The sequence below is a fragment of the Shewanella indica genome (assembly GCF_002836975.1).
In the GTDB taxonomy this organism is placed as follows: domain Bacteria; phylum Pseudomonadota; class Gammaproteobacteria; order Enterobacterales; family Shewanellaceae; genus Shewanella; species Shewanella indica.
The window spans coordinates 1-24,393 of record NZ_NIJK01000008.1 but is presented as its reverse complement, the minus strand read 5'-3'; the positions used below and the strand labels follow the sequence as shown (position 1 = coordinate 24,393).

At 49.1% G+C, this 24,393-nt stretch carries 41 protein-coding genes; 7 read left to right on the top strand and 34 right to left on the bottom strand.

Annotated features, from left to right (window positions below; all coding sequences use genetic code 11):
• Positions 1-152: 152 nt before the first annotated feature.
• From CX650_RS02345 to CX650_RS02330, 4 genes are read right to left on the bottom strand one after another with little or no spacing between them, the layout of a single operon-like run.
• Positions 153-737, bottom strand: a complete 585-nt coding sequence (locus CX650_RS02345; protein ID WP_101094917.1) for a TlpA disulfide reductase family protein — start codon at positions 735-737, stop codon at positions 153-155.
• On the bottom strand, positions 737-1,216 hold the full coding sequence (gene nrfF, locus CX650_RS02340; RefSeq protein ID WP_039036145.1) for a heme lyase NrfEFG subunit NrfF: 480 nt from the start codon (positions 1,214-1,216) through the stop codon (positions 737-739). The genes CX650_RS02345 and nrfF overlap by 1 nt, the downstream gene beginning before the upstream one ends.
• Positions 1,213-1,767 (bottom strand): DsbE family thiol:disulfide interchange protein, encoded by a 555-nt coding sequence (locus tag CX650_RS02335; protein WP_039036146.1) that lies wholly within the window; start codon positions 1,765-1,767, stop codon positions 1,213-1,215. The genes nrfF and CX650_RS02335 overlap by 4 nt, the downstream gene beginning before the upstream one ends.
• A gap of 16 nt (positions 1,768-1,783) precedes the next feature.
• Positions 1,784-3,760, bottom strand: a complete 1,977-nt coding sequence (locus CX650_RS02330) for a heme lyase CcmF/NrfE family subunit (RefSeq protein ID WP_101094916.1) — start codon at positions 3,758-3,760, stop codon at positions 1,784-1,786.
• Positions 3,761-4,212: 452 nt separating this feature from the next.
• Here CX650_RS02330 and ccmI point away from each other — a divergent pair, with 452 nt between their 5' ends.
• Complete coding sequence (gene ccmI, locus CX650_RS02325; protein WP_071476054.1) at positions 4,213-5,466, top strand: c-type cytochrome biogenesis protein CcmI; 1,254 nt, start codon at positions 4,213-4,215, stop codon at positions 5,464-5,466.
• Between the two features lie 65 nt (positions 5,467-5,531).
• Here the strand turns inward: ccmI and CX650_RS02320 are convergent, their stop codons facing one another.
• Positions 5,532-5,825 carry a c-type cytochrome gene (locus CX650_RS02320; protein WP_039036052.1) on the bottom strand — a complete coding sequence of 98 codons (294 nt, stop codon included), beginning with the start codon at positions 5,823-5,825 and terminating at the stop codon, positions 5,532-5,534.
• A gap of 323 nt (positions 5,826-6,148) precedes the next feature.
• On the opposite strand from CX650_RS02320, the gene ccmA reads away from it, so the two are divergent.
• The 6 genes from ccmA to CX650_RS02290 all read left to right on the top strand — a co-directional run bounded on the left by ccmA (position 6,149) and on the right by CX650_RS02290 (position 10,006).
• The gene (gene ccmA, locus CX650_RS02315; RefSeq protein ID WP_039036051.1) at positions 6,149-6,796 is read left to right on the top strand and encodes a cytochrome c biogenesis heme-transporting ATPase CcmA; all 648 of its coding nucleotides are present in this window, start codon (positions 6,149-6,151) and stop codon (positions 6,794-6,796) included.
• A gap of 12 nt (positions 6,797-6,808) precedes the next feature.
• Entirely contained in the window at positions 6,809-7,495 is a 687-nt protein-coding gene (gene ccmB / locus CX650_RS02310) for a heme exporter protein CcmB (RefSeq protein WP_025011984.1), read from the top strand.
• A gap of 1 nt (position 7,496) precedes the next feature.
• A complete protein-coding gene (locus CX650_RS02305) occupies positions 7,497-8,243 on the top strand; it encodes a heme ABC transporter permease (RefSeq protein ID WP_025011983.1) in 747 nt (248 codons plus the stop codon).
• The gene (gene ccmD / locus CX650_RS02300) at positions 8,243-8,443 is read left to right on the top strand and encodes a heme exporter protein CcmD (protein WP_025011982.1); all 201 of its coding nucleotides are present in this window, start codon (positions 8,243-8,245) and stop codon (positions 8,441-8,443) included. The genes CX650_RS02305 and ccmD overlap by 1 nt, the downstream gene beginning before the upstream one ends.
• A complete protein-coding gene (gene ccmE, locus CX650_RS02295) occupies positions 8,440-8,928 on the top strand; it encodes a cytochrome c maturation protein CcmE (RefSeq protein WP_039036050.1) in 489 nt (162 codons plus the stop codon). Before ccmD ends, ccmE begins: the two co-directional genes overlap by 4 nt.
• 103 nt (positions 8,929-9,031) lie before the next feature.
• Positions 9,032-10,006 (top strand): ABC transporter substrate-binding protein, encoded by a 975-nt coding sequence (locus tag CX650_RS02290; RefSeq protein WP_101094915.1) that lies wholly within the window; start codon positions 9,032-9,034, stop codon positions 10,004-10,006.
• 66 nt (positions 10,007-10,072) lie between these two features.
• Here the strand turns inward: CX650_RS02290 and rplQ are convergent, their stop codons facing one another.
• From rplQ to CX650_RS02145, 29 genes are all read right to left on the bottom strand, one after another.
• Positions 10,073-10,471 carry a 50S ribosomal protein L17 gene (gene rplQ, locus CX650_RS02285; RefSeq protein WP_028781249.1) on the bottom strand — a complete coding sequence of 133 codons (399 nt, stop codon included), beginning with the start codon at positions 10,469-10,471 and terminating at the stop codon, positions 10,073-10,075.
• Positions 10,472-10,512: 41 nt separating this feature from the next.
• The gene (locus CX650_RS02280; protein WP_039036048.1) at positions 10,513-11,502 is read right to left on the bottom strand and encodes a DNA-directed RNA polymerase subunit alpha; all 990 of its coding nucleotides are present in this window, start codon (positions 11,500-11,502) and stop codon (positions 10,513-10,515) included.
• A 24-nt stretch (positions 11,503-11,526) separates the two neighbouring features.
• Positions 11,527-12,147, bottom strand: a complete 621-nt coding sequence (gene rpsD / locus CX650_RS02275; protein WP_025011979.1) for a 30S ribosomal protein S4 — start codon at positions 12,145-12,147, stop codon at positions 11,527-11,529.
• Between the two features lie 34 nt (positions 12,148-12,181).
• Positions 12,182-12,574, bottom strand: coding sequence for a 30S ribosomal protein S11 (gene rpsK / locus CX650_RS02270; protein WP_025011978.1), 393 nt, complete (start codon positions 12,572-12,574; stop codon positions 12,182-12,184).
• A gap of 14 nt (positions 12,575-12,588) precedes the next feature.
• The gene (rpsM, locus tag CX650_RS02265; RefSeq protein WP_039036047.1) at positions 12,589-12,945 is read right to left on the bottom strand and encodes a 30S ribosomal protein S13; all 357 of its coding nucleotides are present in this window, start codon (positions 12,943-12,945) and stop codon (positions 12,589-12,591) included.
• 114 nt (positions 12,946-13,059) lie between these two features.
• Positions 13,060-13,173 carry a 50S ribosomal protein L36 gene (gene rpmJ, locus CX650_RS02260; protein WP_006083579.1) on the bottom strand — a complete coding sequence of 38 codons (114 nt, stop codon included), beginning with the start codon at positions 13,171-13,173 and terminating at the stop codon, positions 13,060-13,062.
• Between the two features lie 22 nt (positions 13,174-13,195).
• Positions 13,196-14,536 carry a preprotein translocase subunit SecY gene (gene secY / locus CX650_RS02255; RefSeq protein WP_039036046.1) on the bottom strand — a complete coding sequence of 447 codons (1,341 nt, stop codon included), beginning with the start codon at positions 14,534-14,536 and terminating at the stop codon, positions 13,196-13,198.
• A gap of 7 nt (positions 14,537-14,543) precedes the next feature.
• The gene (gene rplO, locus CX650_RS02250) at positions 14,544-14,978 is read right to left on the bottom strand and encodes a 50S ribosomal protein L15 (protein ID WP_039036045.1); all 435 of its coding nucleotides are present in this window, start codon (positions 14,976-14,978) and stop codon (positions 14,544-14,546) included.
• Positions 14,979-14,981: 3 nt separating this feature from the next.
• Complete coding sequence (gene rpmD, locus CX650_RS02245; protein ID WP_025011974.1) at positions 14,982-15,164, bottom strand: 50S ribosomal protein L30; 183 nt, start codon at positions 15,162-15,164, stop codon at positions 14,982-14,984.
• A gap of 6 nt (positions 15,165-15,170) precedes the next feature.
• Positions 15,171-15,674: a 30S ribosomal protein S5 gene (rpsE, locus tag CX650_RS02240; protein ID WP_025011973.1), complete on the bottom strand. Its 504-nt coding sequence runs from the start codon at positions 15,672-15,674 to the stop codon at positions 15,171-15,173.
• An 11-nt stretch (positions 15,675-15,685) separates the two neighbouring features.
• On the bottom strand, positions 15,686-16,036 hold the full coding sequence (rplR, locus tag CX650_RS02235; RefSeq protein ID WP_025889969.1) for a 50S ribosomal protein L18: 351 nt from the start codon (positions 16,034-16,036) through the stop codon (positions 15,686-15,688).
• Between the two features lie 10 nt (positions 16,037-16,046).
• Positions 16,047-16,580 (bottom strand): 50S ribosomal protein L6, encoded by a 534-nt coding sequence (gene rplF / locus CX650_RS02230; protein WP_039036044.1) that lies wholly within the window; start codon positions 16,578-16,580, stop codon positions 16,047-16,049.
• Positions 16,581-16,590: 10 nt separating this feature from the next.
• Positions 16,591-16,986, bottom strand: coding sequence for a 30S ribosomal protein S8 (gene rpsH / locus CX650_RS02225; protein WP_025011970.1), 396 nt, complete (start codon positions 16,984-16,986; stop codon positions 16,591-16,593).
• Between the two features lie 24 nt (positions 16,987-17,010).
• Entirely contained in the window at positions 17,011-17,316 is a 306-nt protein-coding gene (gene rpsN / locus CX650_RS02220) for a 30S ribosomal protein S14 (RefSeq protein WP_025011969.1), read from the bottom strand.
• Between the two features lie 11 nt (positions 17,317-17,327).
• Positions 17,328-17,867, bottom strand: coding sequence for a 50S ribosomal protein L5 (gene rplE / locus CX650_RS02215; RefSeq protein WP_025011968.1), 540 nt, complete (start codon positions 17,865-17,867; stop codon positions 17,328-17,330).
• Between the two features lie 12 nt (positions 17,868-17,879).
• Positions 17,880-18,194: a 50S ribosomal protein L24 gene (rplX, locus tag CX650_RS02210; RefSeq protein ID WP_025011967.1), complete on the bottom strand. Its 315-nt coding sequence runs from the start codon at positions 18,192-18,194 to the stop codon at positions 17,880-17,882.
• A gap of 11 nt (positions 18,195-18,205) precedes the next feature.
• A complete protein-coding gene (gene rplN / locus CX650_RS02205) occupies positions 18,206-18,574 on the bottom strand; it encodes a 50S ribosomal protein L14 (protein ID WP_011494644.1) in 369 nt (122 codons plus the stop codon).
• Between the two features lie 179 nt (positions 18,575-18,753).
• Entirely contained in the window at positions 18,754-19,002 is a 249-nt protein-coding gene (rpsQ, locus tag CX650_RS02200; protein WP_025011966.1) for a 30S ribosomal protein S17, read from the bottom strand.
• Entirely contained in the window at positions 19,002-19,193 is a 192-nt protein-coding gene (gene rpmC, locus CX650_RS02195) for a 50S ribosomal protein L29 (protein WP_011758342.1), read from the bottom strand. The genes rpsQ and rpmC overlap by 1 nt, the downstream gene beginning before the upstream one ends.
• Positions 19,193-19,603 carry a 50S ribosomal protein L16 gene (rplP, locus tag CX650_RS02190; protein WP_039036042.1) on the bottom strand — a complete coding sequence of 137 codons (411 nt, stop codon included), beginning with the start codon at positions 19,601-19,603 and terminating at the stop codon, positions 19,193-19,195. The genes rpmC and rplP overlap by 1 nt, the downstream gene beginning before the upstream one ends.
• Positions 19,604-19,614: 11 nt before the next feature.
• The gene (gene rpsC, locus CX650_RS02185) at positions 19,615-20,304 is read right to left on the bottom strand and encodes a 30S ribosomal protein S3 (RefSeq protein ID WP_101057426.1); all 690 of its coding nucleotides are present in this window, start codon (positions 20,302-20,304) and stop codon (positions 19,615-19,617) included.
• A 9-nt stretch (positions 20,305-20,313) separates the two neighbouring features.
• Positions 20,314-20,646 carry a 50S ribosomal protein L22 gene (gene rplV, locus CX650_RS02180; RefSeq protein WP_039036040.1) on the bottom strand — a complete coding sequence of 111 codons (333 nt, stop codon included), beginning with the start codon at positions 20,644-20,646 and terminating at the stop codon, positions 20,314-20,316.
• 15 nt (positions 20,647-20,661) lie between these two features.
• Positions 20,662-20,940: a 30S ribosomal protein S19 gene (gene rpsS / locus CX650_RS02175; protein ID WP_025011962.1), complete on the bottom strand. Its 279-nt coding sequence runs from the start codon at positions 20,938-20,940 to the stop codon at positions 20,662-20,664.
• Between the two features lie 14 nt (positions 20,941-20,954).
• Positions 20,955-21,779: a 50S ribosomal protein L2 gene (gene rplB, locus CX650_RS02170; RefSeq protein ID WP_101057424.1), complete on the bottom strand. Its 825-nt coding sequence runs from the start codon at positions 21,777-21,779 to the stop codon at positions 20,955-20,957.
• 11 nt (positions 21,780-21,790) lie between these two features.
• Positions 21,791-22,093, bottom strand: coding sequence for a 50S ribosomal protein L23 (gene rplW / locus CX650_RS02165; protein ID WP_039036038.1), 303 nt, complete (start codon positions 22,091-22,093; stop codon positions 21,791-21,793).
• Complete coding sequence (gene rplD / locus CX650_RS02160) at positions 22,090-22,695, bottom strand: 50S ribosomal protein L4 (RefSeq protein WP_025011959.1); 606 nt, start codon at positions 22,693-22,695, stop codon at positions 22,090-22,092. The genes rplW and rplD overlap by 4 nt, the downstream gene beginning before the upstream one ends.
• 17 nt (positions 22,696-22,712) lie before the next feature.
• On the bottom strand, positions 22,713-23,351 hold the full coding sequence (rplC, locus tag CX650_RS02155; RefSeq protein WP_025889970.1) for a 50S ribosomal protein L3: 639 nt from the start codon (positions 23,349-23,351) through the stop codon (positions 22,713-22,715).
• 27 nt (positions 23,352-23,378) lie between these two features.
• The gene (rpsJ, locus tag CX650_RS02150; RefSeq protein WP_011635639.1) at positions 23,379-23,690 is read right to left on the bottom strand and encodes a 30S ribosomal protein S10; all 312 of its coding nucleotides are present in this window, start codon (positions 23,688-23,690) and stop codon (positions 23,379-23,381) included.
• Between the two features lie 498 nt (positions 23,691-24,188).
• The coding region (locus tag CX650_RS02145; protein ID WP_478011202.1) for an EF-Tu C-terminal domain-related protein at positions 24,189-24,393 on the bottom strand (205 nt) is incomplete at its 5' end.

Sequence of the window (24,393 nt, the reverse complement as noted above, 5' to 3'; positions counted from 1 at the left end):
CGCGTTGCCGCTGTGCCGTGTCAGTGGGAGCGCATTATAGGGAGCCTGAACTTTTGTGCAAGGGCTTTTTAAAAGAAAAAAGATCGCTTGCCGAACTTTTAGGCAAAAACGATCTTTTTCAGTCATCATGGCTGTTTTACAACCAGATTTAGCTAGTTTGCAGCCGACTTAGTGACATTTTCCTGCTCAATAAAGCCTTTGAGTAAGGCTATCGCTTTTGGGTCATCCCAGTCGACAAAGCTACGAACAAAGGCAATCAGCTCCCCTTTACCATTTAGAATAAAGGTCGCCGGGATAGTATCGAGTGGGAATATCTGCCCCAACTGCATCTGTGGATCGTAGTAACTGCGGAAGTTTGCCATCCCCTGGGATTGCAGAAAACTGGCAACTTGCTCCTGCCCCCCCTGATCGATGGAAATCGGTAGCAGGGCGAACTCTTTATCACTGAACTGATCTTCAAGTCGTTCCAGTGCCGGTAACTCCCTAACACACGGAGGACACCAAGTGGCCCAGATATTGACCAGCACCACTTTTCCTTTGTGTTGACTGAAATCCAATTGGCTACCGGCCTTATCCTGGAAGGAAACTACTTCCAGAGGAAAGCTGTGGGGGAGCACATTGATCTTGTCGACACTGGATTGGATCTGATTGTGATCCTTTGGCTGCATACCAGGATAAGCCTGCGCCCCCAGTGACAGGGACGCCAGCAAAAGTAATGAGTATCCGAGTTTATTCATTACTTGTCTCGCTTCAATAACTCATCCAACTGGCGTTGTTCTTCGGCAGACAGTTCAAGCTCTTTACCACCGGAAGTACGTTGTTTACGGATGAAGATAAAGCCAATCAAACCACCAAACAACAGCAGTGCCACAGGCCCAAGCCACAGAACGTAGGTCTTGGTTTCAAGTCTCGGCTTATAGAGGACAAACTCACCATAGCGACTGGTCATGAACTGGACGATTTCATCATCGGCTTTGCCCTCTTCCACCATCTTGTACACTTCAAGACGTAGATCGCGGGCAACCGGTGAGTTGGAATCGATCAGATTTTGGTTCTGACACTGAGGGCAACGCAGCTCATGAGCCAACGACAACGCTCGCTTCTGCTTATCAGGAGAGCTGAACTCGAAAGTGTCCACCGGCGTTGCCGCCACCTGAGCGGCATAGCCAATCAGGAGTGCTACAACAGCAAAGGTTTTTAGCAGCAACTTTCTCATGACGCTTTATCCTTAGCGGCCTCGGCCTGCAACTGTTGGATCATGGGATACAGGGTTTCTTTCCAAACCCGCATATCTACCGGCCCAGCATAGCGATAACGAATAATGCCGTTATGATCCACGATGAAACTTTCCGGCGCACCGTATACTCCGAGATCCAGACCAAGACGACCATCTTTGTCATAGATATTCAGCGTGTAAGGGTCGCCTTGACGAGAGAGTTCTCTCATTGCCAGTGCACGCTCGTCACGATAATTAATGCCATGGATAGGTATCAAATTCTGACGTGCCAGTTGCATCAGGTAAGGATGTTCATACTTACAGGATGGACACCAAGTTGCCCATACGTTCAGCATGGATACCTTACCTTTGAGATCTTCGTTGGTGATCATCTCTCCCGGCGTTTCCAGTTTTTCCAATTGGAAGGCAGGCACTGGCTTGCCTTCCAAAGCGGAATCCAACTGCTGCGGATTCAAGAACAGTCCCTTATAAAGGAAGATCCCCATCAAAAGAAACAATATCAGTGGAATAAAAAGTATTAGCTTCTTCATCTTCTTCTTACCTGTTTCAGGCTGTTGCCAGTTTGGCTTTCTTGGCTGCGGCCGCTTCTTCAGCACGCGCCTTGGCACGGTATCGCTTGTCTGAAGCAGCAAAGAAACCACCAACCATCATAAAGATGCTGCCAAACCACAACCAACGAACAAAAGGTTTGTAGTTCAGTCGCACTGCAAATTCAGTACGGCTAATAGGGTCGCCCATAGTGACATAGAGATCCCGGAACAGGCCCCAGTCGATACCGGCTTCGGTCATATCCATGGTGCGAACATTGTATTGACGACGATCCGGCTGCAACAATGCAATCTTTTCACCATCTTTAAGTACTTCAACCTGTCCTTGCTGTGCCGTGTAATTGGGGCCAACAACGTTACGGGTTTCCAGATAGTTGAAGGTGTAACCGGCCAGTTCATGACTGGTACCAGGCCCCATACGCACGCTCTTCTCAATAGAGTAGTTAGACACCATGGTGGCACCAACTACTGAGACAGCAATACCTAAGTGAGCAATGATCATCCCCAGTTCACTGCGGCCCATACGCGCCAGGCTGACACTACCGTCTTTAGCTTTAATCACGTTGTAACCGGCACGCAGAGTCGCCAGCACAATCCAGACTGCCGCACCTATACCCAGTGCCACCCAGATGTTGAACTCACCACCGGCGATAAATGGCGCGATTACACCCAGCACAGCCGAGATAATCGCAGGTACCAATAACTGACGTTTGAGCTCTCCTTGTTTGGATTTTTTCCAGCGAATGATGGGACCAATCCCCATAAAGCCGAACAGCACCAGCACGATAGGAACAAACACTGCATTAAAGTATGGTGGGCCAACAGAAATCTTACCCATGCCCAACGCATCGATCAGCAGTGGATAAAGAGTACCGAGCAATACAGTACCTGCAGCCACAGTCAGCAATACGTTACAAACCAGCAGCATGGTTTCTTTGGATTTCAAATCGAAGCGAGCTGGGCTGCTCATTTCACTGGCACGGAAGGCAAACAGGGTCAGCGAACCACCGATAGCCAAACCGAGCAGCAACAGAATGAACATACCCCGGCCTGGGTCTGCCGCAAAGGAGTGCACTGAGGTCAGCACGCCAGAACGAACAATAAATGTACCCAGTAAGCTCAAAGAGAAGGCAAAGATAGACAGAAGCACTGTCCAGTTACGGAAGGCACCGCGCTTCTCTGTCACTATCAAGGAGTGAACCAGAGCTGTACCAACAAGCCATGGCATAAAGGACGCGTTTTCAACCGGATCCCAGAACCACCAACCGCCCCAACCTAACTCGTAATATGCCCACCAGGAGCCCAATGCGATACCACCAGTGAGGAAGATCCAGGCAGCCAGAGTCCAAGGACGACTCCAACGAGCCCAAGCAGAATCGAGTCGACCGCTCATCAATGCGGCGATAGCGAAGGCGAAGCTGACTGAAAAGCCCACATACCCCAGATAAAGCATGGGTGGGTGGAAGATCAAACCCACATCCTGCAACATAGGGTTAAGGTCACGCCCTTCTGCCGGGATCGGGAACAAACGTTCGAATGGGCTGGAAGTGAGCAGCATAAACAGGGTAAAGCCTATGGTGATCATCGCCAACACGGCCAATACCCGAGCGGTAAACACCTCTTCCAACCCCTTGCTGAAGAAAGCTACAGCTGCGGTCCACACCGAAAGTGAGAAGACCCAGAACAACAATGAGCCTTCATGTCCGCCCCAGACTGCTGCAATCTTAAAGAAGATAGGCAATTGAGAGTTGGAATGATGAGCCACATAGGCTACTGAGAAGTCATCGATTGCGAAGCTATAACCCAACGCAATTACCGATAAAAAGATGAAAAAAAACATACCGTAACTTAGTGGCCAGGCATAGCGCACTAGGTATTGGTCTTTGCGGGCAACACCGATCAGGGGGACTGTCATCAGCAGTACTGCGAACGCCATCCCTATGATCAATGAGAAATGTCCAAGTTCTGGGATCATGGGTTTTCCTCAGTTTCCAGGTCAATGTCTGCCAAGCTTCTATTCTAGACAGACGCACAACTACGGGCACACACCATTACTTTATTAACTTAATTGCGGCTTAAAAGCCGCAAGGGTTAACAGGTATATATTACGAATTTTTGTTCATTTTAGTATTTGCTTTTGTTCCTGTCTGCCACTTTCCACCAATTATGGGTCGCGGCTCTCATTCTCCGAGCGACCAATATTGACCATGGAAAAACGGCAAGACTCCAAGCTGTGACAGGCGTTAAATAGAGAAGTTTCATTGAATTTTTTGCTGAAATTTGGAACTGTGAACCAGTGCCCAACTATGACCATTAACTTTGGTGGGGGACTTATATTACTGTTCAATGAATCATCTTTCCGTATAATCTTGCAATCAGGCCGTGCGGTAACCCCGCTTTGTCACAAACCAACGTGAAATAAACATAATGACCACTTTTTGGATTTTTATTGCGATTGTTGTGTTAGTCAGCCTGGGGCTGATCTGGCTCCCTCATTTCCGGCAGCAGAAGCTACTCAAGGCTGAAGAGTCCGGTGTCCGTAAACAGACCAACCTGGAACTGTTTAACGAACGTCTAGCTATTCTGGAAAAAGAACGCCAGGAAGAACTGCTGGACCAAGACGAATTTGAATCCCTGAAAAAGGAGCTGGAAGTCAGCTTGTTGCAGGACATCAAGCAAGGAGCGGATGATTCGCTCGATACACAAGCCAAGCCTAAAGGGCTACTGTGGCCAAGTCTGATGTCTGCCGTATTACTGGTCGTGGCCGGTTACTCCTATCAACAGTTAGGCGCCTATCAGAATATCGATTCACCTCAACCTGAAAACCCCCATGCAGGTATGAGTACTGAACAGATCATGATGCAACGGGTGCAAATGATGGAATCTGCAGTGCAGCAGGAGCCGGAAAACAGCCAAGCTTGGTTCAGTCTGGGTCACGCCTACATCTCTGCCGGACAATATGATCAGGCAGTAGCAGCCTTTGATAAGGTGATCGAACTGGTGGGAGTTCACGCCGAATTGCTTGGCCCCAAAGCTACCGCCCTCTATTATAAGGCCGGTCAGCAGATGATCCCTGTGGTTCAGTCACTGATTGATCAAGCGCTGAAACTGGATCCACAAGACCCTTCCACTCTACTGCTGGTTGGTATGGATGCTTTCTTTACCGCGGATTACAACAAGGCAATCGGCGCTTGGCAAACCATTCTTGACAGTGATAGAGCCGACGTGGATCGCGCCGCACTGATCAATGCCATCGACAGCGCCAAGATGCGCCTGCAGGCAGAAGGTGGTGCCACTATGCCAAATGATGAGGCTCACAAGGGCTTAAAGACAGCAACAGCAAAGACAGTGACACTGAATGTCTCTATCGCCCCTGAACTGGCGGCCAAAGTCAGCAATACAGATATGTTGTTCATCTTTGCCAGAGCAACCGAAGGCCCTAAAGTCCCACTGGCTGCCACCAAGGTGAGTGCCAAGTCATTACCTGTGACTGTGACTCTGGATGATTCCACCAATATGGGTGGTAACGTTAAACTCAGCGATGCTACCGATGTTGAAGTGATTGCAGTATTGTCCAAGCACGGCAGCGTAAAACCTCAACCAGGCGACCTGCAAGGTAAGCTGGCCAGCATCAAAGTCGGTGCCAGCGGTGAACTGGTGCTGGATACCGAAGTTCAGTAATCCTAACCTTGACAAATAGACATAAAAAAACCGGCTGATGCCGGTTTTTTTATGATGATACCTGATTACTTGGACATGAATCCAATAGCGTTCTTGTAATCTTCATCAGTACAATCTGTACACATGCCACCAGGAGGCATAGCGTTCAAACCAGACTTAACGCTGTTAAGCAGGGTGTCGATACCTTTGGCCAGGCGAGGCTCCCAAGCAGCAGCATCGTGTGCTTTAGGTGCACCGGCAACACCCATGCTATGGCAGACTTGGCAGGCTTTATTGTAAACGGCCTCACCTTCTTGGGCTGACACGTTCGCAGACATAGTCAATGCAGCTACTGCGGTCATTGCTAACAGTTTTTTCATGTTCAATGTTCCTAATGCAAATACTTACAAAGCTCAACGCTGCCCTTGATTTAAGCAGGCAGACTCATTTTAGCTCGCTAAGAGTACAACAAACTTCAATAAATCTCACCTTTTTGTGATTAAAATCGCAGCTTGTTCCGTAAAAAAGGACAAAGGTCGCGAATTCATTAATATATTAGTAACAGATAAAAAAGTTCCAAAAAATTCACTTTTATTGGAAGCACATCAAATTGCTGAAACTTAATGCAAACCAGTGGTAAACCCCAGCCAGAGCATGTGTTAGTATCTCTTGTGTTTCCTTATCGCTTGTTATAGAGGGCTCAGTGGCAGAACCAAAACCTACATCACTGCTGTCGGCAAGCAGCCTCACTTGTATTCGAGAAGAGCGAATACTATTCGATGAACTCAGCTTCGATATCCATCCTGGCGATATTGTCCAGATTGAAGGTCCCAACGGTGCCGGTAAAACCAGCCTACTGCGGATCCTCGCTGGCCTGTCACGCCCATACGGAGGGGAAGTCCTGTTCCAGGGAGAAGCTATTACTCGTTGCCGCGATGAGTTCAATGAAAACCTGCTTTATCTGGGCCATCTCGCGGGCGTGAAAAGCGAATTAACCGCCGAGGAAAACCTTAACTTCAATTTAAGAATCAGTGGGTATGATGACTTTGATGCTCGGAAAATCCTTGCCAAAGTCAACCTGACCGGTTTTGAAGAAGCGCTTGCAGGCCACCTGTCTGCGGGCCAACACAGACGAACCGCACTCGCCAGGCTCTGGCATACCGCCTGTAAAATCTGGATTCTGGATGAGCCCTTTACCGCGATCGATAAGAAAGGGGTCGCTGAATTGGAACAACTCTATATTCGCCATGCCGACGCCGGTGGCTGTGTCATTCTGACGACCCACCAGGATATGGGCATCATTACAGATGAAAGGTTGCGGAAAATCCGCTTGGATTATCGCTTCGTATAAGGCTTAGCAGAGATGAACAGAGGCATTAGTTTTACCAAGGCATTTTTCACCCTGCTGAAACGGGATCTACAGATTGCCGTGCGTCATCGTGGTGATATTTTTAACCCACTGCTGTTTTTTATCATAGTGGTTACCCTGTTTCCGCTGGGTATAGGTCCTGAGCCGCAGGTGTTGACCCGGATTGCTCCCGGGATTATCTGGGTTGCGGCCTTGCTGGCAGCCATGTTGTCACTGGAACGTTTGTTCAAGGCAGACTTCAGTGACGGAAGTCTGGAGCAGATGTTGCTTAGCCCGCAGCCACTGGCGCTGTTGGTACTGGCCAAAGTGTTTGCTCACTGGTTACTGACTGGCGTACCTTTAATTATAATCGCACCGCTGTTGGCTGTGCTGCTGCATCTGGACGACAACAGTTATGGTGCTCTGATAGCCACCTTGATGCTGGGGACACCTGTGTTGAGTCTGCTTGGCGCCATAGGTGTAGCCCTGACAGTGGGCTTACGCAAAGGCGGCGTGCTGTTGAGTTTGTTGATCCTGCCACTGTATATACCAGTGTTGATCTTTGCGACCGGCGCGATCGACTTTGCAGCATCCAAACAACCCTATGATGGTCAGCTAGCGATTTTAGGCGCTATGCTGGTCGGTTCTTTAGTCTTGGCACCTTTTGCTATTGGTGCCTCATTGCGAGTGAGTACTAACTGAAATGTGGAAATGGTTACATCCCTACGCCGACCCTCAAAGGGCGTATCAACTGTCAGGAAAACTACTGCCTTGGTTTGCACTGCTTGCCCTGGCACTTATCGCAACCGGAACCGTGTGGGGCTTGGCATTTGCTCCCACTGATTACCAACAGGGTGACAGCTACCGTATTATCTTTATCCACGTACCGGCTGCATCCATGTCAATGGCTGCTTACATGGGCATGGCAACCGCGGCCTTCATTGGCCTGGTGTGGCAGATTAAGCTGGCCGATTGGGCAGCCGCCTCTATCGCACCAATTGGCGCTGTAGTGACCTTTATCGCTCTGTTTACTGGTGCCACTTGGGGTAAACCCATGTGGGGCACTTGGTGGGTTTGGGATGCACGCCTGACCTCTGAACTTGTGCTGTTGTTCCTATATTTAGGGGTTATCTCCCTCTATGCCTCATTCGAAGATAAGGTGCTGGCAGCCAGAGCCGCCGGCATTCTGGCCATAGTAGGGGTGATCAATATCCCTATCATTAAGTATTCGGTTGAATGGTGGAACTCACTGCACCAGCCATCCACTATCCGAATCACCGAAAAGTCGACCATGTCCACCGACATGCTCTACCCTTTATTGATCAACATATTTGGGTTTGGTCTGATGATAGGTGCCATCACTCTGGTGCGTTTCCGTGCCGAAATTCTGGCCCGTAATGGAATGCGCCCCTGGGTTAGGGAACTGGCCAAGGCCGAAGGAGTCAAATAATGCAGTTTCAATCTTTAGCAGAGTTTTTCAACATGGGCGGCTATGCCTTCTATGTGTGGTTGGCCTACGGTGTCACTTTCGTGTCCCTTAGCCTGCTTATCCTGGTTAGTTCGATGAAGAAGCGTCGGGTACTGCAGGAAATAGCATCCAAAGTGCAACGTGAGGAACGCCTCGCTCAAAACCGGAGTAACAGATCGTGAACCCAAGACGCAAAAAAAGACTGGTATTGGCAGTGGCCTTGATTGCAGGTGTTGCAGCCGTGGCTTCTTTGCTGTTATATGCCCTCAACTCTAACCTTAACCTCTTCTATACTCCCACCGAGATAGTCAATGGTAAAAAGGACACAGGCATCAAGCCGGAAGTGGGCCAGCGGATCCGCGTGGGGGGCATGGTTACTGTAGGTTCCATGGTACGTGATCCTGAAAGTCTGCATGTTGAATTTGCCGTGCATGATGCCGCCGGCGGTGAAATCATAGTGACTTATGATGACCTGTTGCCGGATCTGTTCCGTGAGGGACAGGGGATTGTAGCCCAGGGTGTACTGGTTGAATCTGGCAAATTGGAAGCCTCTGAAGTGCTGGCAAAGCACGATGAAAACTATATGCCACCTGAAGTTGCCGAAGCCATGGGCCAGACCCATGAAAAGCTTGAGTACAACACGCAACAGGTAGGCGGCGCCAAGTAAACGCCCATAGATAAAAAAGCCTCTTCGGAGGCTTTTTTATTACTTGCAGAGTCAGAAATTTATGCCACGCTAAAATGCTACAGGCAGAATAGAGGGACTTGGCATGCGCGCATTGGTATTTCTGGGTTTACTGCTGTCACTGCCAATCGGTGCCGCCAATCTCTTGCTGATTGAGTCCTATCATGCCGAATATCCCTGGGACCAAAGCTATAAAGCCGGGATAATGTCCATCCTTGGCAATGAACACCAATTTGAGACTTTCGCTCTCGATACCAAGCGACTCCCCAAAGAACAGTTTCAAATCCAGGCCGATAAAGCCTGGCAAAGATACCTGGAACTTAAACCCGATTTGGTCTTTCTCGCCGATGACAATGCCTTGATGCTGCTACACGAACGCTTCAGCCAAACCCAAACCCCGGTAGTTTATTTAGGGATCAATGGCAATCCTCGTGATTATAGGATCAAACATACAGCTAACATTACCGGTGTGTTGGAGCGTCCTCTGTTCAAACGTTCCCTATTGATGGCACAGGCTATGTTACCCACTCCACCACCACATAAATTCTTACTGTTATTTGACTCGGGTTATACCTCGGACACAGCGGTCGCTTCCATCAAAAAGCTCAACCAAAATTTGATGATAGGCAACAACCAAATCGATATAGAACAACATCATAAGTTCAGCAGTTGGCAGTCGTCTGTTTCGAGTGCCCGAGAACGTGGCTATGACGCCGTGTTTGTGGCCCTGTATCAAACGCTACAAGACGATAAGCAACAGATAGTAGATGAGCTACAGGTAGCACGTTGGACCCACGACAACGCCACTGTGCCTCATTTTGGTTTTTGGCATTTCAGTGTCGGCTCTGAAGGCAATATCGGAGGCTACATTCTGGATGGTTACAAGCATGGCTGCATAGCAGGAACCATAGCCAAACAGATCCTGGCGGGCATAAAACCGGCAACTATATTCCCAAAGATGGATACCAGCGGTGCTTATCTGTTCAGTGAAAGTGGTTTAACAAAATGGCAACTGAAACTGCCGGAAAGGGTCAAACAGCAGGCTGAACTCGTAGATTGACCTTAGGCGACGAACAAAATAAAAAGCCCCGCTAACAAGCGGGGCTTTTTCAGAACTTACCTGAGATTACTCAGCAGCAGCTTCAACTTCTACAGCTTCAGCGGCTTCTGGGCGACCAACCAGCTCGATGTAAGCCATAGGGGCTTTATCACCGGCACGCAGACCGCACTTCAGGATACGGGTGTAACCACCAGGACGTTCCTGATAGCGTGGACCCAGTTCGTTAAACAGTTTACCTACGACTTCTTGGTCGCGAGTACGAGCAAACGCCAGACGACGGTTTGCTACGCTGTCACTTTTAGCAAGTGTTATCAGAGGCTCAACTACGCGACGCAGTTCTTTGGCCTTCACTACGGTTGTCTTGATGATTTCATGACGAACCAGTGAACTTGCCATGTTACGGAACATGGCTTGGCGGTGACTGCTGTTGCGGTTAAGTTGACGACCACTCTTACGATGGCGCATGACCTAATCCTTATAACCTAAATCTGTACAAAACCTGGGACTTACAGGTCGTCTGCCAAACTAGCCGGTGGCCAGTTTTCCAGACGCATACCTAGCGACAGTCCGCGAGATGCCAACACATCCTTGATCTCGGTAAGAGATTTCTTACCCAGGTTAGGCGTTTTGAGCAGCTCAACTTCAGTGCGTTGTACCAGATCTCCGATGTAATGAATCGCTTCGGCTTTCAAACAGTTAGCCGAACGTACAGTTAGCTCTAAATCGTCGACAGGACGCAACAGAATCGGATCGAACTCCGGTTTCTCTTCTTTCTGCTCTGGCTCAGTCACATCACGTAATTCAACGAAGGCATCCAGCTGTTCAGCCAAGATGGTCGCAGAACGACGGATAGCTTCTTCAGGATCGATAGTACCATTAGTGGTCATATCGATGATCAGCTTGTCCAAGTCAGTACGCTGTTCCACACGAGCCGCCTCAACATTATAAGCAATGCGAGCAACTGGCGAGAATGAAGCATCGACCAGCAGACGACCGATTGGGCGATCATCGTCTTCGGTTTGTGCACGGGCAGAAGCCGGTACATAACCACGACCACGCTCAACGCGGATACGCATACTGATGTCATTGTTACCGGTCAGGTGACAGATAACATGATCCGGGTTCACGATTGTGACATCGCCGTCGTGGGTGATGTCGGCTGCGGTAACAGGGCCTGCGCCGGACTTGCTCAGAGTGAGCATAGCCTCGTCTTTACCCTCGATCATAACTGCCAGCCCTTTCAGGTTCAGCAATATTTCAAGGATATCTTCTTGTACGCCTTCCTTACTGCTGTATTCATGCAGTACGCCGTCGATCTCGACTTCGGTAACCGCGCAGCCGGGCATAGACGACAATAGGATGCGACGCAACGCGTTACCCAAAGTATGACCAAAACCACGCTCGAGTGGCTCCAGAGTCACCTTGGCACGAGTTGGGTTAACCTGCTCGATATCAACGAGACGCGGTTTAAGAAATTCTGTAACAGAACCCTGCATTGTGTCCTCTCTTGTTTGTTAGCCTTACTTAGAGTAAAGCTCGACGATCAGCTGTTCGTTAATTTCCGCAGACAAATCGCTACGTTCTGGCAGACGCTTGAAAGCACCTTCCATTTTTGCGCTGTCGACTTCAACCCATGTAGGCTTCTCGCGTTGAGCAGCCACTTCCAGAGCAGCCTTGATACGGGCTTGCTTCTGTGACTTCTCGCGAATGCTTACAACATCATTCGCAGACACTTTGAATGACGGAATGTTAACAACACGACCGTTGACCATAATTGACTTATGGCTAACCAGCTGACGTGCTTCTGCACGAGTCGCACCGAAGCCCATACGATAAACTACGTTATCCAGACGGGTTTCCAAAAGTTGCAGCAGGTTTTCACCTGTGTTGCCTTTCAGACGTGCAGCCTCTTTGTAGTAGTTACGGAACTGCTTTTCCAGTACACCGTAAATACGACGAACTTTTTGTTTCTCGCGTAACTGCAAGCCGTAATCAGACAAACGTGGCTTACGAGCGCCATGCTGTCCAGGTGCAGCTTCCAGCTTACACTTCGAATCGATTGCTCTCACACCGCTTTTCAGGAAAAGGTCAGTACCTTCCCGGCGGCTGAGCTTGAGCTTGGGACCCAAGTATCTTGCCATGATCTTTCTCCAACTATCCTAACGAAACTGCCAATTACACGCGGCGTTTTTTAGGAGGACGACAACCGTTATGAGGGATCGGCGTCACATCAGTGATGTTGGTAATTTTGTAACCAACAGCGTTCAGCGCACGAATGGCTGACTCACGACCTGGACCTGGACCCTTCACGAAAACTTCAAGGTTTTTAACACCATAATCCTGAGCGGCAGTACCTGCGCGCTCAGCTGCCACCTGCGCAGCAAATGGAGTAGATTTACGTGAACCACGGAAACCTGAACCACCTGCAGTCGCCCATGACAGAGCGTTACCTTGACGATCTGTGATAGTAACAATTGTATTGTTGAAAGACGCATGGATATGAGCCATGCCATCAGCAACCTGTTTACGTACGCGCTTACGCGGAGAACGTGACGGAACTTTAGCCATTGTCTACCTTCCCGTTACTTCTTGATTGGTTTACGTGGACCTTTGCGAGTACGCGCATTGGTCTTAGTACGTTGCCCACGGAGAGGCAGGCTACGGCGATGGCGGAGGCCACGATAACAACCAAGGTCCATAAGACGCTTGATGTTCATTGAAACCTCGCGGCGTAAGTCACCTTCTACTGAGTATTTGGCAACTTCTTCGCGTAGAGTATCGATTTGAGCTTCGCTCAATTCCTTGATCTTAGCGTCTTCGGCGATGGAAGTAGCCGCGCAGATAGCTTTAGCGCGAGTACGACCGATACCGTAGATAGCAGTCAGTGCAATGACTGTGTGCTTTTGATCAGGAATGTTAATGCCAGCGATACGGGCCACTATGCACTCCTTAAGTTAAAGGCCATCTGTGAAAAGCCCGAAAGGATACTCGACAGATGACTAGTTTGCAAACAATATTTTTGGCCAGCCCAGTTAAGAGCTGGCCAAGATTTTTTAGCCTTGACGCTGTTTGTGTTTTGGTTCAACACAGATAACGCGTACAACGCCACTACGCTTGACGATCTTGCAGTTACGGCAGATCTTCTTCACGGAAGCTCGAACTTTCATTTCATCACTCCGTAAAGCTATCTTATCGACCAAAGCGATCGAGATTCGCTTTGTTCACCAGATTAGCTTTCTTCATCACAGACTCATATTGATGAGACATCATATGGGTCTGAACCTGAGCCATGAAGTCCATGATCACAACTACCATAATCAGTAGTGAAGTACCGCCAAAATAGAACTGTACTTTCCATGCGATTAACATGAACTCCGGAATTAAACAGATAAAGGTAATATACAACGCGCCTGCCAGAGTCAAACGGGTCATCACTTTATCAATGTAACGCGAAGTCTGTTCGCCGGGACGGATCCCGGGAATGAACGCACCACTCTTCTTCAGGTTATCTGCTGTCTCACGAGGGTTAAACACCAACGCAGTATAGAAGAAACAGAAGAAAATAATTGCTGCTGCATACAACAGAGAGTACAGCGGCTGTCCAGGAGAAACTGCGAGGGAAACCTCAGTCAGCCATTCCATAGACGGATTCTGACCAAACCACTGAGCCAGTGTGCCTGGGAACAGAATAATGCTGGACGCAAAGATTGGCGGAATTACGCCGGCCATATTAACCTTCAGCGGCAAGTGAGTTGACTGCGCAGCAAACACCTTACGGCCCTGCTGACGCTTGGCATAGTTAACGACGATACGACGCTGACCACGCTCCACAAATACCACGAAATAGGTTACGGCAAACACGATCACCGCAATCAACAACAATACTAATACGTTCAAGTCGCCTTGACGCGCTTGCTCGGCCGTTTGACCGATAGCAGAAGGCAGACCGGCTACGATACCTGCGAAAATCAGGATCGAGATACCGTTACCTATACCGCGCTCGGTAATTTGCTCGCCAAGCCACATCAGGAACATGGTTCCTGTGACTAAACTGACGACTGCAACAAAATAGAATCCGAAACCGGGATCGACCACCAGGCCGGTCACCAAATTTGGCAACCCTGTTGCAATACCGATCGACTGGAATGTACCCAGCACCAGCGTACCCCATCTTGTGTACTGACTGATTTTTTTACGTCCTGACTCACCTTCCTTTTTCAGTTCAGCGAGTGCAGGATGCACAACAGTCAGCAACTGCATGATGATCGAAGCCGAAATGTACGGCATGATCCCCAATGCAAAAATAGAGGCGCGCTCAAGGGCGCCACCCGAGAACATGTTAAACATGCCCAGGATGGTTCCCTTTTGCTGAGCAAACAGCTCTGCCAATACAGCAGCGTCAATACCAGGAATTGGCACAAATGAACCGGCACGAAACACGATAATTGCGCCAATCACGAACAGGAGGCGAGCTTTCAATTCGGAAAGTCCACCTTTCGCGCTTTTTAAATCAAGTCCTGGTTTTGCCATCGACGTATTATTCCTCGATCTTACCGCCGGCAGCTTCGATAGCTGCACGTGCACCTTTGGTTACCTTCAGACCTTTTACGGTCACTGGGCGCTCAATGGTACCTGAAAGAACGATTTTCGCAAACTGGATGTTGCGAGTTATTACGTTCGCATCTTTCAGTGCGTTCAGGTCGATAACGTCACCATTAACTTTTGCCAGTTCGCTCAAGCGAACTTCAGCAGTTACCATAGCGATACGCGAGGTAAAGCCAAACTTAGGCAGACGGATCTTAAGTGGCATTTGACCACCCTCGAAGCCAGGACGTACACCGCCACCGCTACGAGATTTTTGACCCTTGTGACCGCGACCAGCGGTCTTACCCAAGCCAGAACCAATACCACGGCCTACACGCTTAGGTGCAGACTTAGCGCCTGCAGCTGGAGATAAAGTATTCAGACGCATTGATTAGTCCTCCACCTTTACCATGTAGTAGACCTTATTGATCATACCGCGAACAGCAGGAGTATCTTCCAGCTCTACGGTGTGACCAATACGACGCAGACCAAGACCAGTCAGAGTGGCCTTGTGCTTAGGCAGACGCCCGATAGCACTTTTGGTCTGGGTTACTTTGATAGTTTTAGTAGCCATGGTGCATTACCCCCGAATTTCGTCAACATTCAGGCCACGTTTGGCTGCGATCTGCGCTGGTGACTTCATATGTACCAGTGCGTCAACAGTTGCACGAACGATGTTGATCGGGTTAGTAGAACCGTATGCTTTCGACAGTACGTTGTGAACGCCTGCTACTTCCAATACGGCACGCATTGCGCCACCGGCGATAATACCGGTACCCTCTGAAGCAGGTTGCATGTAAACACGTGAACCAGAGTGACGACCCTTCACCGGATGGTGCAGAGTGCCTTCGTTCAGGTTTACAGTAACCATGTTGCGACGGGCTTTTTCCATTGCTTTTTGAATAGCAGCTGGAACTTCACGCGCTTTACCATAGCCGTAGCCGATCTTACCGTTACCATCACCCACTACAGTCAGAGCGGTGAAGCTAAAGATACGACCACCTTTAACTACTTTAGAAACACGATTAACTGCAATCAGCTTTTCTTGCAGATCGTCTTTTTGCTGAGCTTCTAATTTAGCCATTGTTTTACCCCTTAGAACTGGAGGCCAGCTTCACGAGCGGCTTCTGCCAGAGCAGCAACACGACCGTGATACTTGAACCCAGAACGATCGAAAGCAACAACAGTTACGCCTTTTTCGATCGCGCGCTCAGCAATAGCTTTACCTACTGCCTTGGCCGCATCTACGTTACCGGTGTACTTCAGTTGTTCCTTTACTGCTTTCTCAGCAGTAGAGGCAACAGCCAGCACCTGAGCTTCAGGGTTGATTACCTGAGCGTAAATGTGACGCGGTGTACGATGTACAACCAGACGGTTGACGCCCAGCTCTTGGATCTTCTTGCGAGCGCGAGTGGCGCGGCGCAAGCGAGATGTTTTCTTATCCATATCGCGTTACCTACTTCTTCTTAGCCTCTTTACGGCGTACTTGTTCGTCATCATAGCGAACACCCTTGCCCTTATAAGGCTCTGGTGGACGATAGCCACGAATTTCAGCCGCAACCTGACCAACCAGCTCTTTATCGATACTTTTCAGTACGATGTCTGTTTGGCTTGGGCATTCAGCTGTAACGCCTTCTGGCAATTGATGAACCAGAGGGTGAGAGAAACCCAAGGTCAGGTCCAGAGCGCTGCCGCTAACTTTGGCACGGTAACCCACACCAACCAGCTTCAGCTTCTTTTCGAAACCCTGAGAAACACCAACAACCATGTTGTTGATCAGTGCGCGAGCAGTACCTGCCTGTGCCCAAGCGTTAACAACGCCTTCAACAGGAGAGAACTTGATTTCTGCACCTTCAACAACAACGTTAACTGCGCTGTTGATTACTCGAGTCAGACTACCTTTACCGCCTTTAACGGTAATAGTTTGGTCGTTTAAAGTCACCTCTACGCCGGCTGGAATAGATACTGGTGCTTTTGCTACACGAGACATTCCTAGCTCCTTACGCTACGTAGCAGATAACCTCACCACCCATGCCTGCAAGGCGGGCGGCACGATCAGTCATCAGGCCTTTAGAAGTGGACACAATTGCGACACCCAGTCCGCCCATAACCTTTGGCAGCTCGTCTTTACCTTTGTAAATACGAAGACCAGGACGGCTTACGCGCTGGATAGTCTCAACAACAGGTTGGCCCTGGAAATACTTCAGAGTGATTTCCAGTTCAGGCTTAGCGCCTTCTTCTGCTACGGCGTAGTCAGTGATGTAACCTTCATCTTTCAGCAGCTTTGCGATAGCAACTTTCAGTTTGGCAGAAGGCATCTTCACAGATACTTTGTTAGCAGCTTGGCCGTTACGAATACGGGTCAACATATCCGCAATAGGATCTTGCATGCTCATATTAGCTTACTCCGTGACAAGTGCTTACCAGCTGGCCTTACGCAGACCAGGAACTTCACCACGCATGGTTGCTTCACGCAGCTTGATACGGCTCAGGCCGAATTTGCGCAGGAAACCATGAGGGCGGCCAGTTTGATTACAGCGATTGCGTTGACGCGATGCGCTTGAATCACGTGGTAGAGCTTGCAGCTTAAGAACCGCATCCCAACGAGCTTCGTCAGAAGACTCTGGGCTGCTGATGATAGCCTTAAGAGCTGCACGCTTTTCAGCATACTTGGCCACGAGCTTTGCACGTTTTGCTTCACGTGCCTTCATTGACAATTTTGCCATTTCGCTACCCCTTATTTCTTGAATGGGAAGTTGAAAGCATCAAGCAAAGCGCGACCTTCTTCGTCAGTATTCGCAGAGGTAGTGATAACAATATCCATACCACGAATCTTATCGACTTTATCGTAGTCGATTTCTGGGAAGATGATCTGCTCGCGCACGCCCATCGCGTAGTTACCACGGCCGTCGAACGACTTAGCGCTCAGACCACGGAAGTCACGGATACGAGGGATTGCGATGTCAACCAAACGCTCAAAGAATTCCCACATGCGCTCACCGCGCAGGGTTACTTTACAGCCAATAGGGTAGCCTTCACGGATTTTAAAACCAGCAACTGACTTACGAGCTACAGTCACAACTGGTTTTTGGCCAGCAATAGCAGTCATATCACGGACAGCATTTTCCATGATTTTCTTGTCAGCTACGGCTTCGCCAACACCCATATTCAGGGTGATTTTCTCAATCCGAGGGACTTGCATGACACTGGTATAACCGAACTTTTTAGTTAGTTCAGCAACAACAGTCTCTTTGTATCTATCATGCAGTTTCGCCATCGTTTACTCCAGTTACTTAACGAGTTCACTGTTCGATTTGAAGAAACGGACTTTTTTACCGTCTTCGAATCGGAAACCAACACGATCCGCCTTGCCAGTGACAGGGTTAAAGATCGCAACATTAGATGCTTGAATCGGTGCTTCTTTCTCAACGATACCACCAGTCACACCCAGTTGAGGGTTAGGCTTCTGGTGTTTCTTAACGAGATTGATGCCTTCAACAATTAACTTACCGGTAGTAAGTACACGAGTAACCTTACCGCGCTTACCCTTATCCTTACCGGCCAGTACAATTACTTCGTCTTCACGACGGATTTTTGCTGCCATTTTGAAGCTCCTTACAGTACTTCTGGTGCCAGCGACACAATCTTCATGAATTGCTCAGTACGCAGTTCACGTGTCACAGGTCCAAAGATACGAGTACCAATCGGGGCAAGGTTTGCGTTAAGCAATACCGCTGCATTCCGATCGAAGCGAATGACAGAACCGTCTGGACGACGTACGCCTTTCTTAGTACGGACTACCACCGCGTTATACACATCACCTTTCTTCGCTTTAGCGCGAGGAATGGCTTCTTTAACAGAAACCTTGATGATGTCGCCGATACCGGCATAACGACGATGAGAGCCACCCAAGACCTTAATACACTGAACTCTGCGCGCGCCGCTGTTACATGCGACATCGAGAGTCGATTGCATTTGGATCATTTTAAGTGCTCCGCTATCGTTACTACACAATCCCCACCATGGGGCTAAATAAACACCATTTTTGCCGTTCAAATCGGTCAAAAATGGCGCGCAAGTATAACACCATAAATAGAGGATGGATAGTATTAAAAAACAAACGGCCCCGAAAAGGAGCCGTTTACCAGTTTACCTAATAAAAATTAGGCCTTGCTTACTACTTCAACCAGAGTCCAAGACTTGGTCTTAGACAGAGGGCGACATTCGCGAATAGACACGAAATCACCTTCTTTACACTGGTTTTGTTCGTCATGTGCATGGATCTTAGTAGTACGTTTAATGTACTTACCGTAGATTGGGTGCTTAACTTGACGCTCAACAGCTACAGTGATGGACTTGTCCATCTTGTCGCTGATGACTTTACCCTGCAAAGTACGGATTTTCTCAGACATTATGCACCTGCCTTAGAAGTAATAATGGTCTTAACGCGCGCAATGTTACGGCGCACTTGTTTCAGCTGGTGAGTTTGTGCCAGCTGACCAGTGGCGTGTTGCATACGCAGGTTAAACTGCTCACGCAGCAGACCAAGCAGTTCAGCGTTCAATTCCTCAACGCTCTTTTCTCTCAGTTCGCTCGCTTTCATTACATCACCGTCTTAGTTACGAAGGTAGTCTTGATAGGCAGTTTAGCAGCGGCCAGTGCGAATGCTTCGCGAGCCAGCTCTTCTGAAACGCCATTCATTTCATAGAGTACCTTGCCTGGTTGAATCTGACATACCCAGTATTCAACGTTACCTTTACCTTTACCCATACGCACTTCAAGAGGCTTAGAGGTAATTGGCTTGTCAGGAAAAACCCGAATCCAGATTTGACCTTGACGCTTAATGTGACGTGTCATGGCACGACGTGCAGATTCGATCTGACGGGCAGTCAAACGGCCGCGGCCAACTGCTTTCAGACCAAATGTACCGAAGCTAACTTCAGTACCGTTCGCCAGACCGCGGTTGCGGCCTTTGAACATTTTGCGAAACTTCATACGTTTAGGTTGCAGCATTGCCGGCTCTCCTATTTACCACGAGGCTTGCGCTTAGGTTGCTGCTTCGGCTCTTCGATCTGAGGCACGATACCGTCCAGGACTTCACCTTTGAAGACCCAAACTTTAATGCCGATCACACCGTATTGAGTGTGACTTTCAGAGGTTGAATAGTCGATGTCAGCACGCAGTGTATGCAGAGGCACACGGCCTTCGCGATACCACTCGGTGCGCGCAATCTCAGCGCCGCCTAAACGGCCACTAACTTCAACTTTGATACCTTTAGCGCCCAGACGCATAGCGTTCTGTACCGCACGCTTCATAGCGCGACGGAACATAACACGACGTTCCAGCTGTTGAGCGATAGAATCAGCTACCAGCTTGGCGTCCAGTTCAGGCTTACGGATCTCAGCGATGTTAATTTGCGCAGGAGTGCCAGTAATTTTGGCAACTTCAGCACGCAGAACCTCAACGTCTTCACCTTTCTTACCGATCACAACACCTGGACGGGCAGTGTGAATGGTAACGCGGATGCTTTTCGCTGGGCGTTCGATAACGATCTTAGATACTGATGCGGCTTTCAGCTTCTCTTCGAGAAACTTACGCACTTCCCAGTCGCCGTGCAGATTAGCAGCGTAGTCTGCTTTATCAGCGTACCAGGTAGAGATCCAAGGCTTAGTGATACCCAGACGGATACCATTAGGATGTACTTTCTGTCCCATTGCTCTCTCCTAGCGATCTGATACAACCACAGTAATGTGGCTGGTACGCTTCATGATACGGTCGGCGCGGCCTTTAGCACGTGGCATGATGCGCTTCATAGTTGGACCTTCATCAACGAAGACTTTTCCAACTTTCAGTTCATCAATGTCAGCACCTTCGTTATGCTCAGCATTAGCAATGGCTGAATCCAGTACTTTTTTGACCAGTACGGCGGCTTTCTTGGGGCTGAAGGTCAGGATCTCGAGGGCCTTGGAAACAGGCAAACCGCGGATCTGATCAGCTACCAGACGAGCCTTTTGAGGCGACGTACGGGCAAAACGATGTTTAGCTAAAACTTCCATCTCATTCCTCCCGTATTAGCGCTTCTTCGCTTTCTTATCAGCAGCATGGCCGCGATAAGTGCGAGTTGGTGAGAATTCACCAAGTTTGTGGCCGATCATTTCGTCAGTTACGAACACAGGAACGTGCTGACGACCATTATGGACAGCGATGGTCAAACCAATCATGTTTGGAATGATCATTGAGCGACGTGACCAAGTCTTAATAGGCTTCTTGTCACCTGCTTCCACCGCTTTCTCTACCTTCTTCAGCAAGTGCAGGTCAATGAATGGACCTTTCTTGAGAGAACGTGGCATGGCGAATCCTCTTACTATTTATTACGACGACGTACGATGTACTTGTCAGTGCGCTTGTTACTACGGGTCTTGTAACCCTTAGTTGGCACACCCCATGGAGTCACTGGGTGACGACCACCAGAAGTACGGCCTTCACCACCACCATGTGGGTGGTCTACTGGGTTCATTGCAACACCACGAACTGTTGGGCGTACGCCTCTCCAGCGCTTGGCACCAGCTTTACCCAGCTGACGCAGCATGTGCTCGGCGTTACCAACTTCACCCAGAGTCGCGCGGCAATCAACTGGCACTTTGCGCATTTCGCCAGAGCGAAGACGCAGAGTGGCATAAGCGCCATCACGAGCTACAACTTGTACATAAGCACCGGCAGAACGTGCAATCTGAGCACCTTTGCCAGGTTTCATTTCAACAGCGTGAACTACGCTACCAACTGGGATGTTACGCAGTGGCAGGGCGTTACCTGTCTTGATTTCAGCTTCTACGCCAGAAACGATTTTGTCACCAGCCTGCATGCCTTTGGCAGCCAGGATGTAGCGACGCTCACCGTCTGCGTACAGTACCAGCGCAATGTGCGCGGTACGGTTTGGATCGTATTCCAGACGCTCAATCTTCGCTGGGATACCATCTTTATCACGTTTGAAGTCAATCAGACGGTAGTGTTGCTTATGACCACCACCAACGTGACGAACAGTGATACGACCAGTGTTGTTACGGCCACCACTCTTAGATTTTTTCGCCAACAGGCCAGCAAAAGGTTTACCCTTGTGCAGGTCAGAGTTAACCACTTTAACGACGTGGCGACGACCTGGAGAGGTTGGCTTACACTTAATAACTGCCATGAGTAATCTCCTTACGCTTCAGCGCCGACGAAATCGATGTCAGCACCCTCAGCCAGAGTAACATAGGCTTTTTTCCAATCGCTGCGACGACCAACACGGGCACCGTGACGCTTGGTTTTGCCTTTGTTCACCAGAGTGCGAACTGAATCAACTTCAACTTCAAACAGTTTTTCAACTGCAGCTTTGATCTCAGCTTTAGTGGCGTCGATAGCTACACGGAAAACTACAGTGTTGTTCTTCTCAGCAACCACAGTGCTCTTTTCAGAGATGTGAGGCGCCAGAATAACTTTCAGTAAACGTTCTTCGCGGATCATGCCAGCATCTCCTCGATTTGCTTAACAGCATCAGCAGTTACCAGCACTTTGTCGAACGCGATCAGGCTTACTGGGTCAATACCAGCAACATCACGAACATCAACCTTGTACAGGTTGCGAGCTGCCAAGAACAGATTCTCGTCAACTTCGGAAGTCACAATCAATACGTCTTCCAGACCCATGTCTTTCAGCTTGGCCTTCAGCTCTTTAGTTTTAGGAGCTTCAACAGCAAACTTTTCAACAACGATCAGACGTTCTTGACGTACCAGCTCGGACAGGATGCTCTTCAGAGCGCCGCGGTACATTTTCTTGTTGACTTTCTGGCTGTGATCTTGGGTTTTAGCAGCGAAAGTTACGCCACCGCCACGCCAGATTGGACCCTTGACACCACCCGCACGAGCGCGGCCAGTACCTTTTTGGCGCCATGGCTTCTTGCCAGAGCCAGTCACTTCAGCGCGAGTTTTCTGAGCACGAGTGCCCTGACGCGCGTTTGCAGCGTAAGCTACAACTACCTGATGAACCAGTGCTTCATTAAAGTCACGGCCGAAGGTAGTTTCGGAAACTTCAAGAGCGCTTTGCGCGTCTTTCAATACCAATTCCATTACTATCTCCTCAGACCTTAGGCTTTAACGGCAGGCTTGATGATCAGGTCGCCATTGGTAGCGCCTGGAACAGCACCTTTAACCAGCAGCAGGTTACGCTCAGCATCTACACGTACTACGTCCAGATTTTGAGTGGTAACACGCTCAGCACCCATGTGGCCTGACATTTTTTTGCCTTTGAATACGCGACCTGGCGTCTGGTTCTGACCGATAGAACCGTTAGCACGGTGCGCCAATGAGTTACCGTGAGTCATATCCTGGGTACGGAAGTTCCAGCGCTTAACGCCGCCTTGGAAACCTTTACCTTTTGATTGACCGGTAACATCTACTTTCGCTACGTCAGCGAAGATATCTACGTTCAGCTCAGCACCAACTTCAATGCCTTCGCCTTCACCGTCTGCCAGACGCATTTCCCACAAACCACGGCCGGCGTCAACGCCCGCTTTGGCAAAGTGACCTGCTTCTGGCTTAGTGATGCGGTTGGCTTTTTTGGCACCAGTAGTAACTTGAAGTGCACGGTAGCCGTCGTTTTCCAGAGTTTTCACCTGAGTAACGCGGTTTGCATTTACTTCAATTACAGTAACAGGGATAGACACGCCATCTTCGGTGAAGATGCGGGTCATACCCACTTTACGACCAATAAGACCGATAGCCATCTCTCAAACCTCTTCTAAGGATCTCAATTAACCCAAGCTAATCTGTACGTCGACACCAGCCGCAAGATCCAGACGCATCAGCGCGTCGACTGTCTTCTCAGTTGGCTCTACGATGTCAACCAAACGCTTGTGAGTACGGATTTCGTATTGGTCACGAGCATCTTTATTAACGTGCGGAGAGATCAAAACGGTATAACGCTCTTTGCGCGTAGGCAGTGGGATAGGACCACGTACCTGGGCGCCAGTACGCTTAGCAGTTTCAACGATTTCCGCGGTAGACTGATCAATCAAACGATGATCAAATCCTTTCAAGCGGATACGGATTCTTTGGTTCTGCATTGACCAGAGCTCCTAAAATGGACACATAAAAAATCACCCTCTAGCCATTTCCTTTCTTGGAAAGACAGAGCGAGATGATTTAACCGTTCGACTCCCAATCGGAGTCGCTGTATTTGTGTTTAGCCCCGAGGGCTAAATCAACTTTTGTCGCTTACTCAAGTTAAGCGAGGAGGCTATTATACTCATCCAGTTACGGATTACAAGCCTACTGTCGGAATTATCAACAGCATTAACGCTGTCAAAAAGTGGCGCAAATTATACTGACTTCAACACTCATTGCCAACCATTTTTGAACGACTGACAAACGGCCAGTAAAAAGGCGACCCTAAGGTCGCCTTTTTATGATAGCCGAGATCCGCAATTAAGCGATGATCTTANAAAAGTGGCGCAAATTATACTGACTTCAACACTCATTGCCAACCATTTTTGAACGACTGACAAACGGCCAGTAAAAAGGCGACCCTAAGGTCGCCTTTTTATGATAGCCGAGATCCGCAATTAAGCGATGATCTTAGCTACAACACCAGCACCAACTGTACGGCCACCTTCACGGATTGCGAAGCGCAGACCTTCGTCCATCGCGATTGGGCAGATCAGAGTTACTGTCATCTTGATGTTGTCACCTGGCATTACCATCTCTACGCCTTCTGGCAGTTCGATAGTACCGGTCACGTCAGTTGTACGGAAGTAGAACTGTGGACGG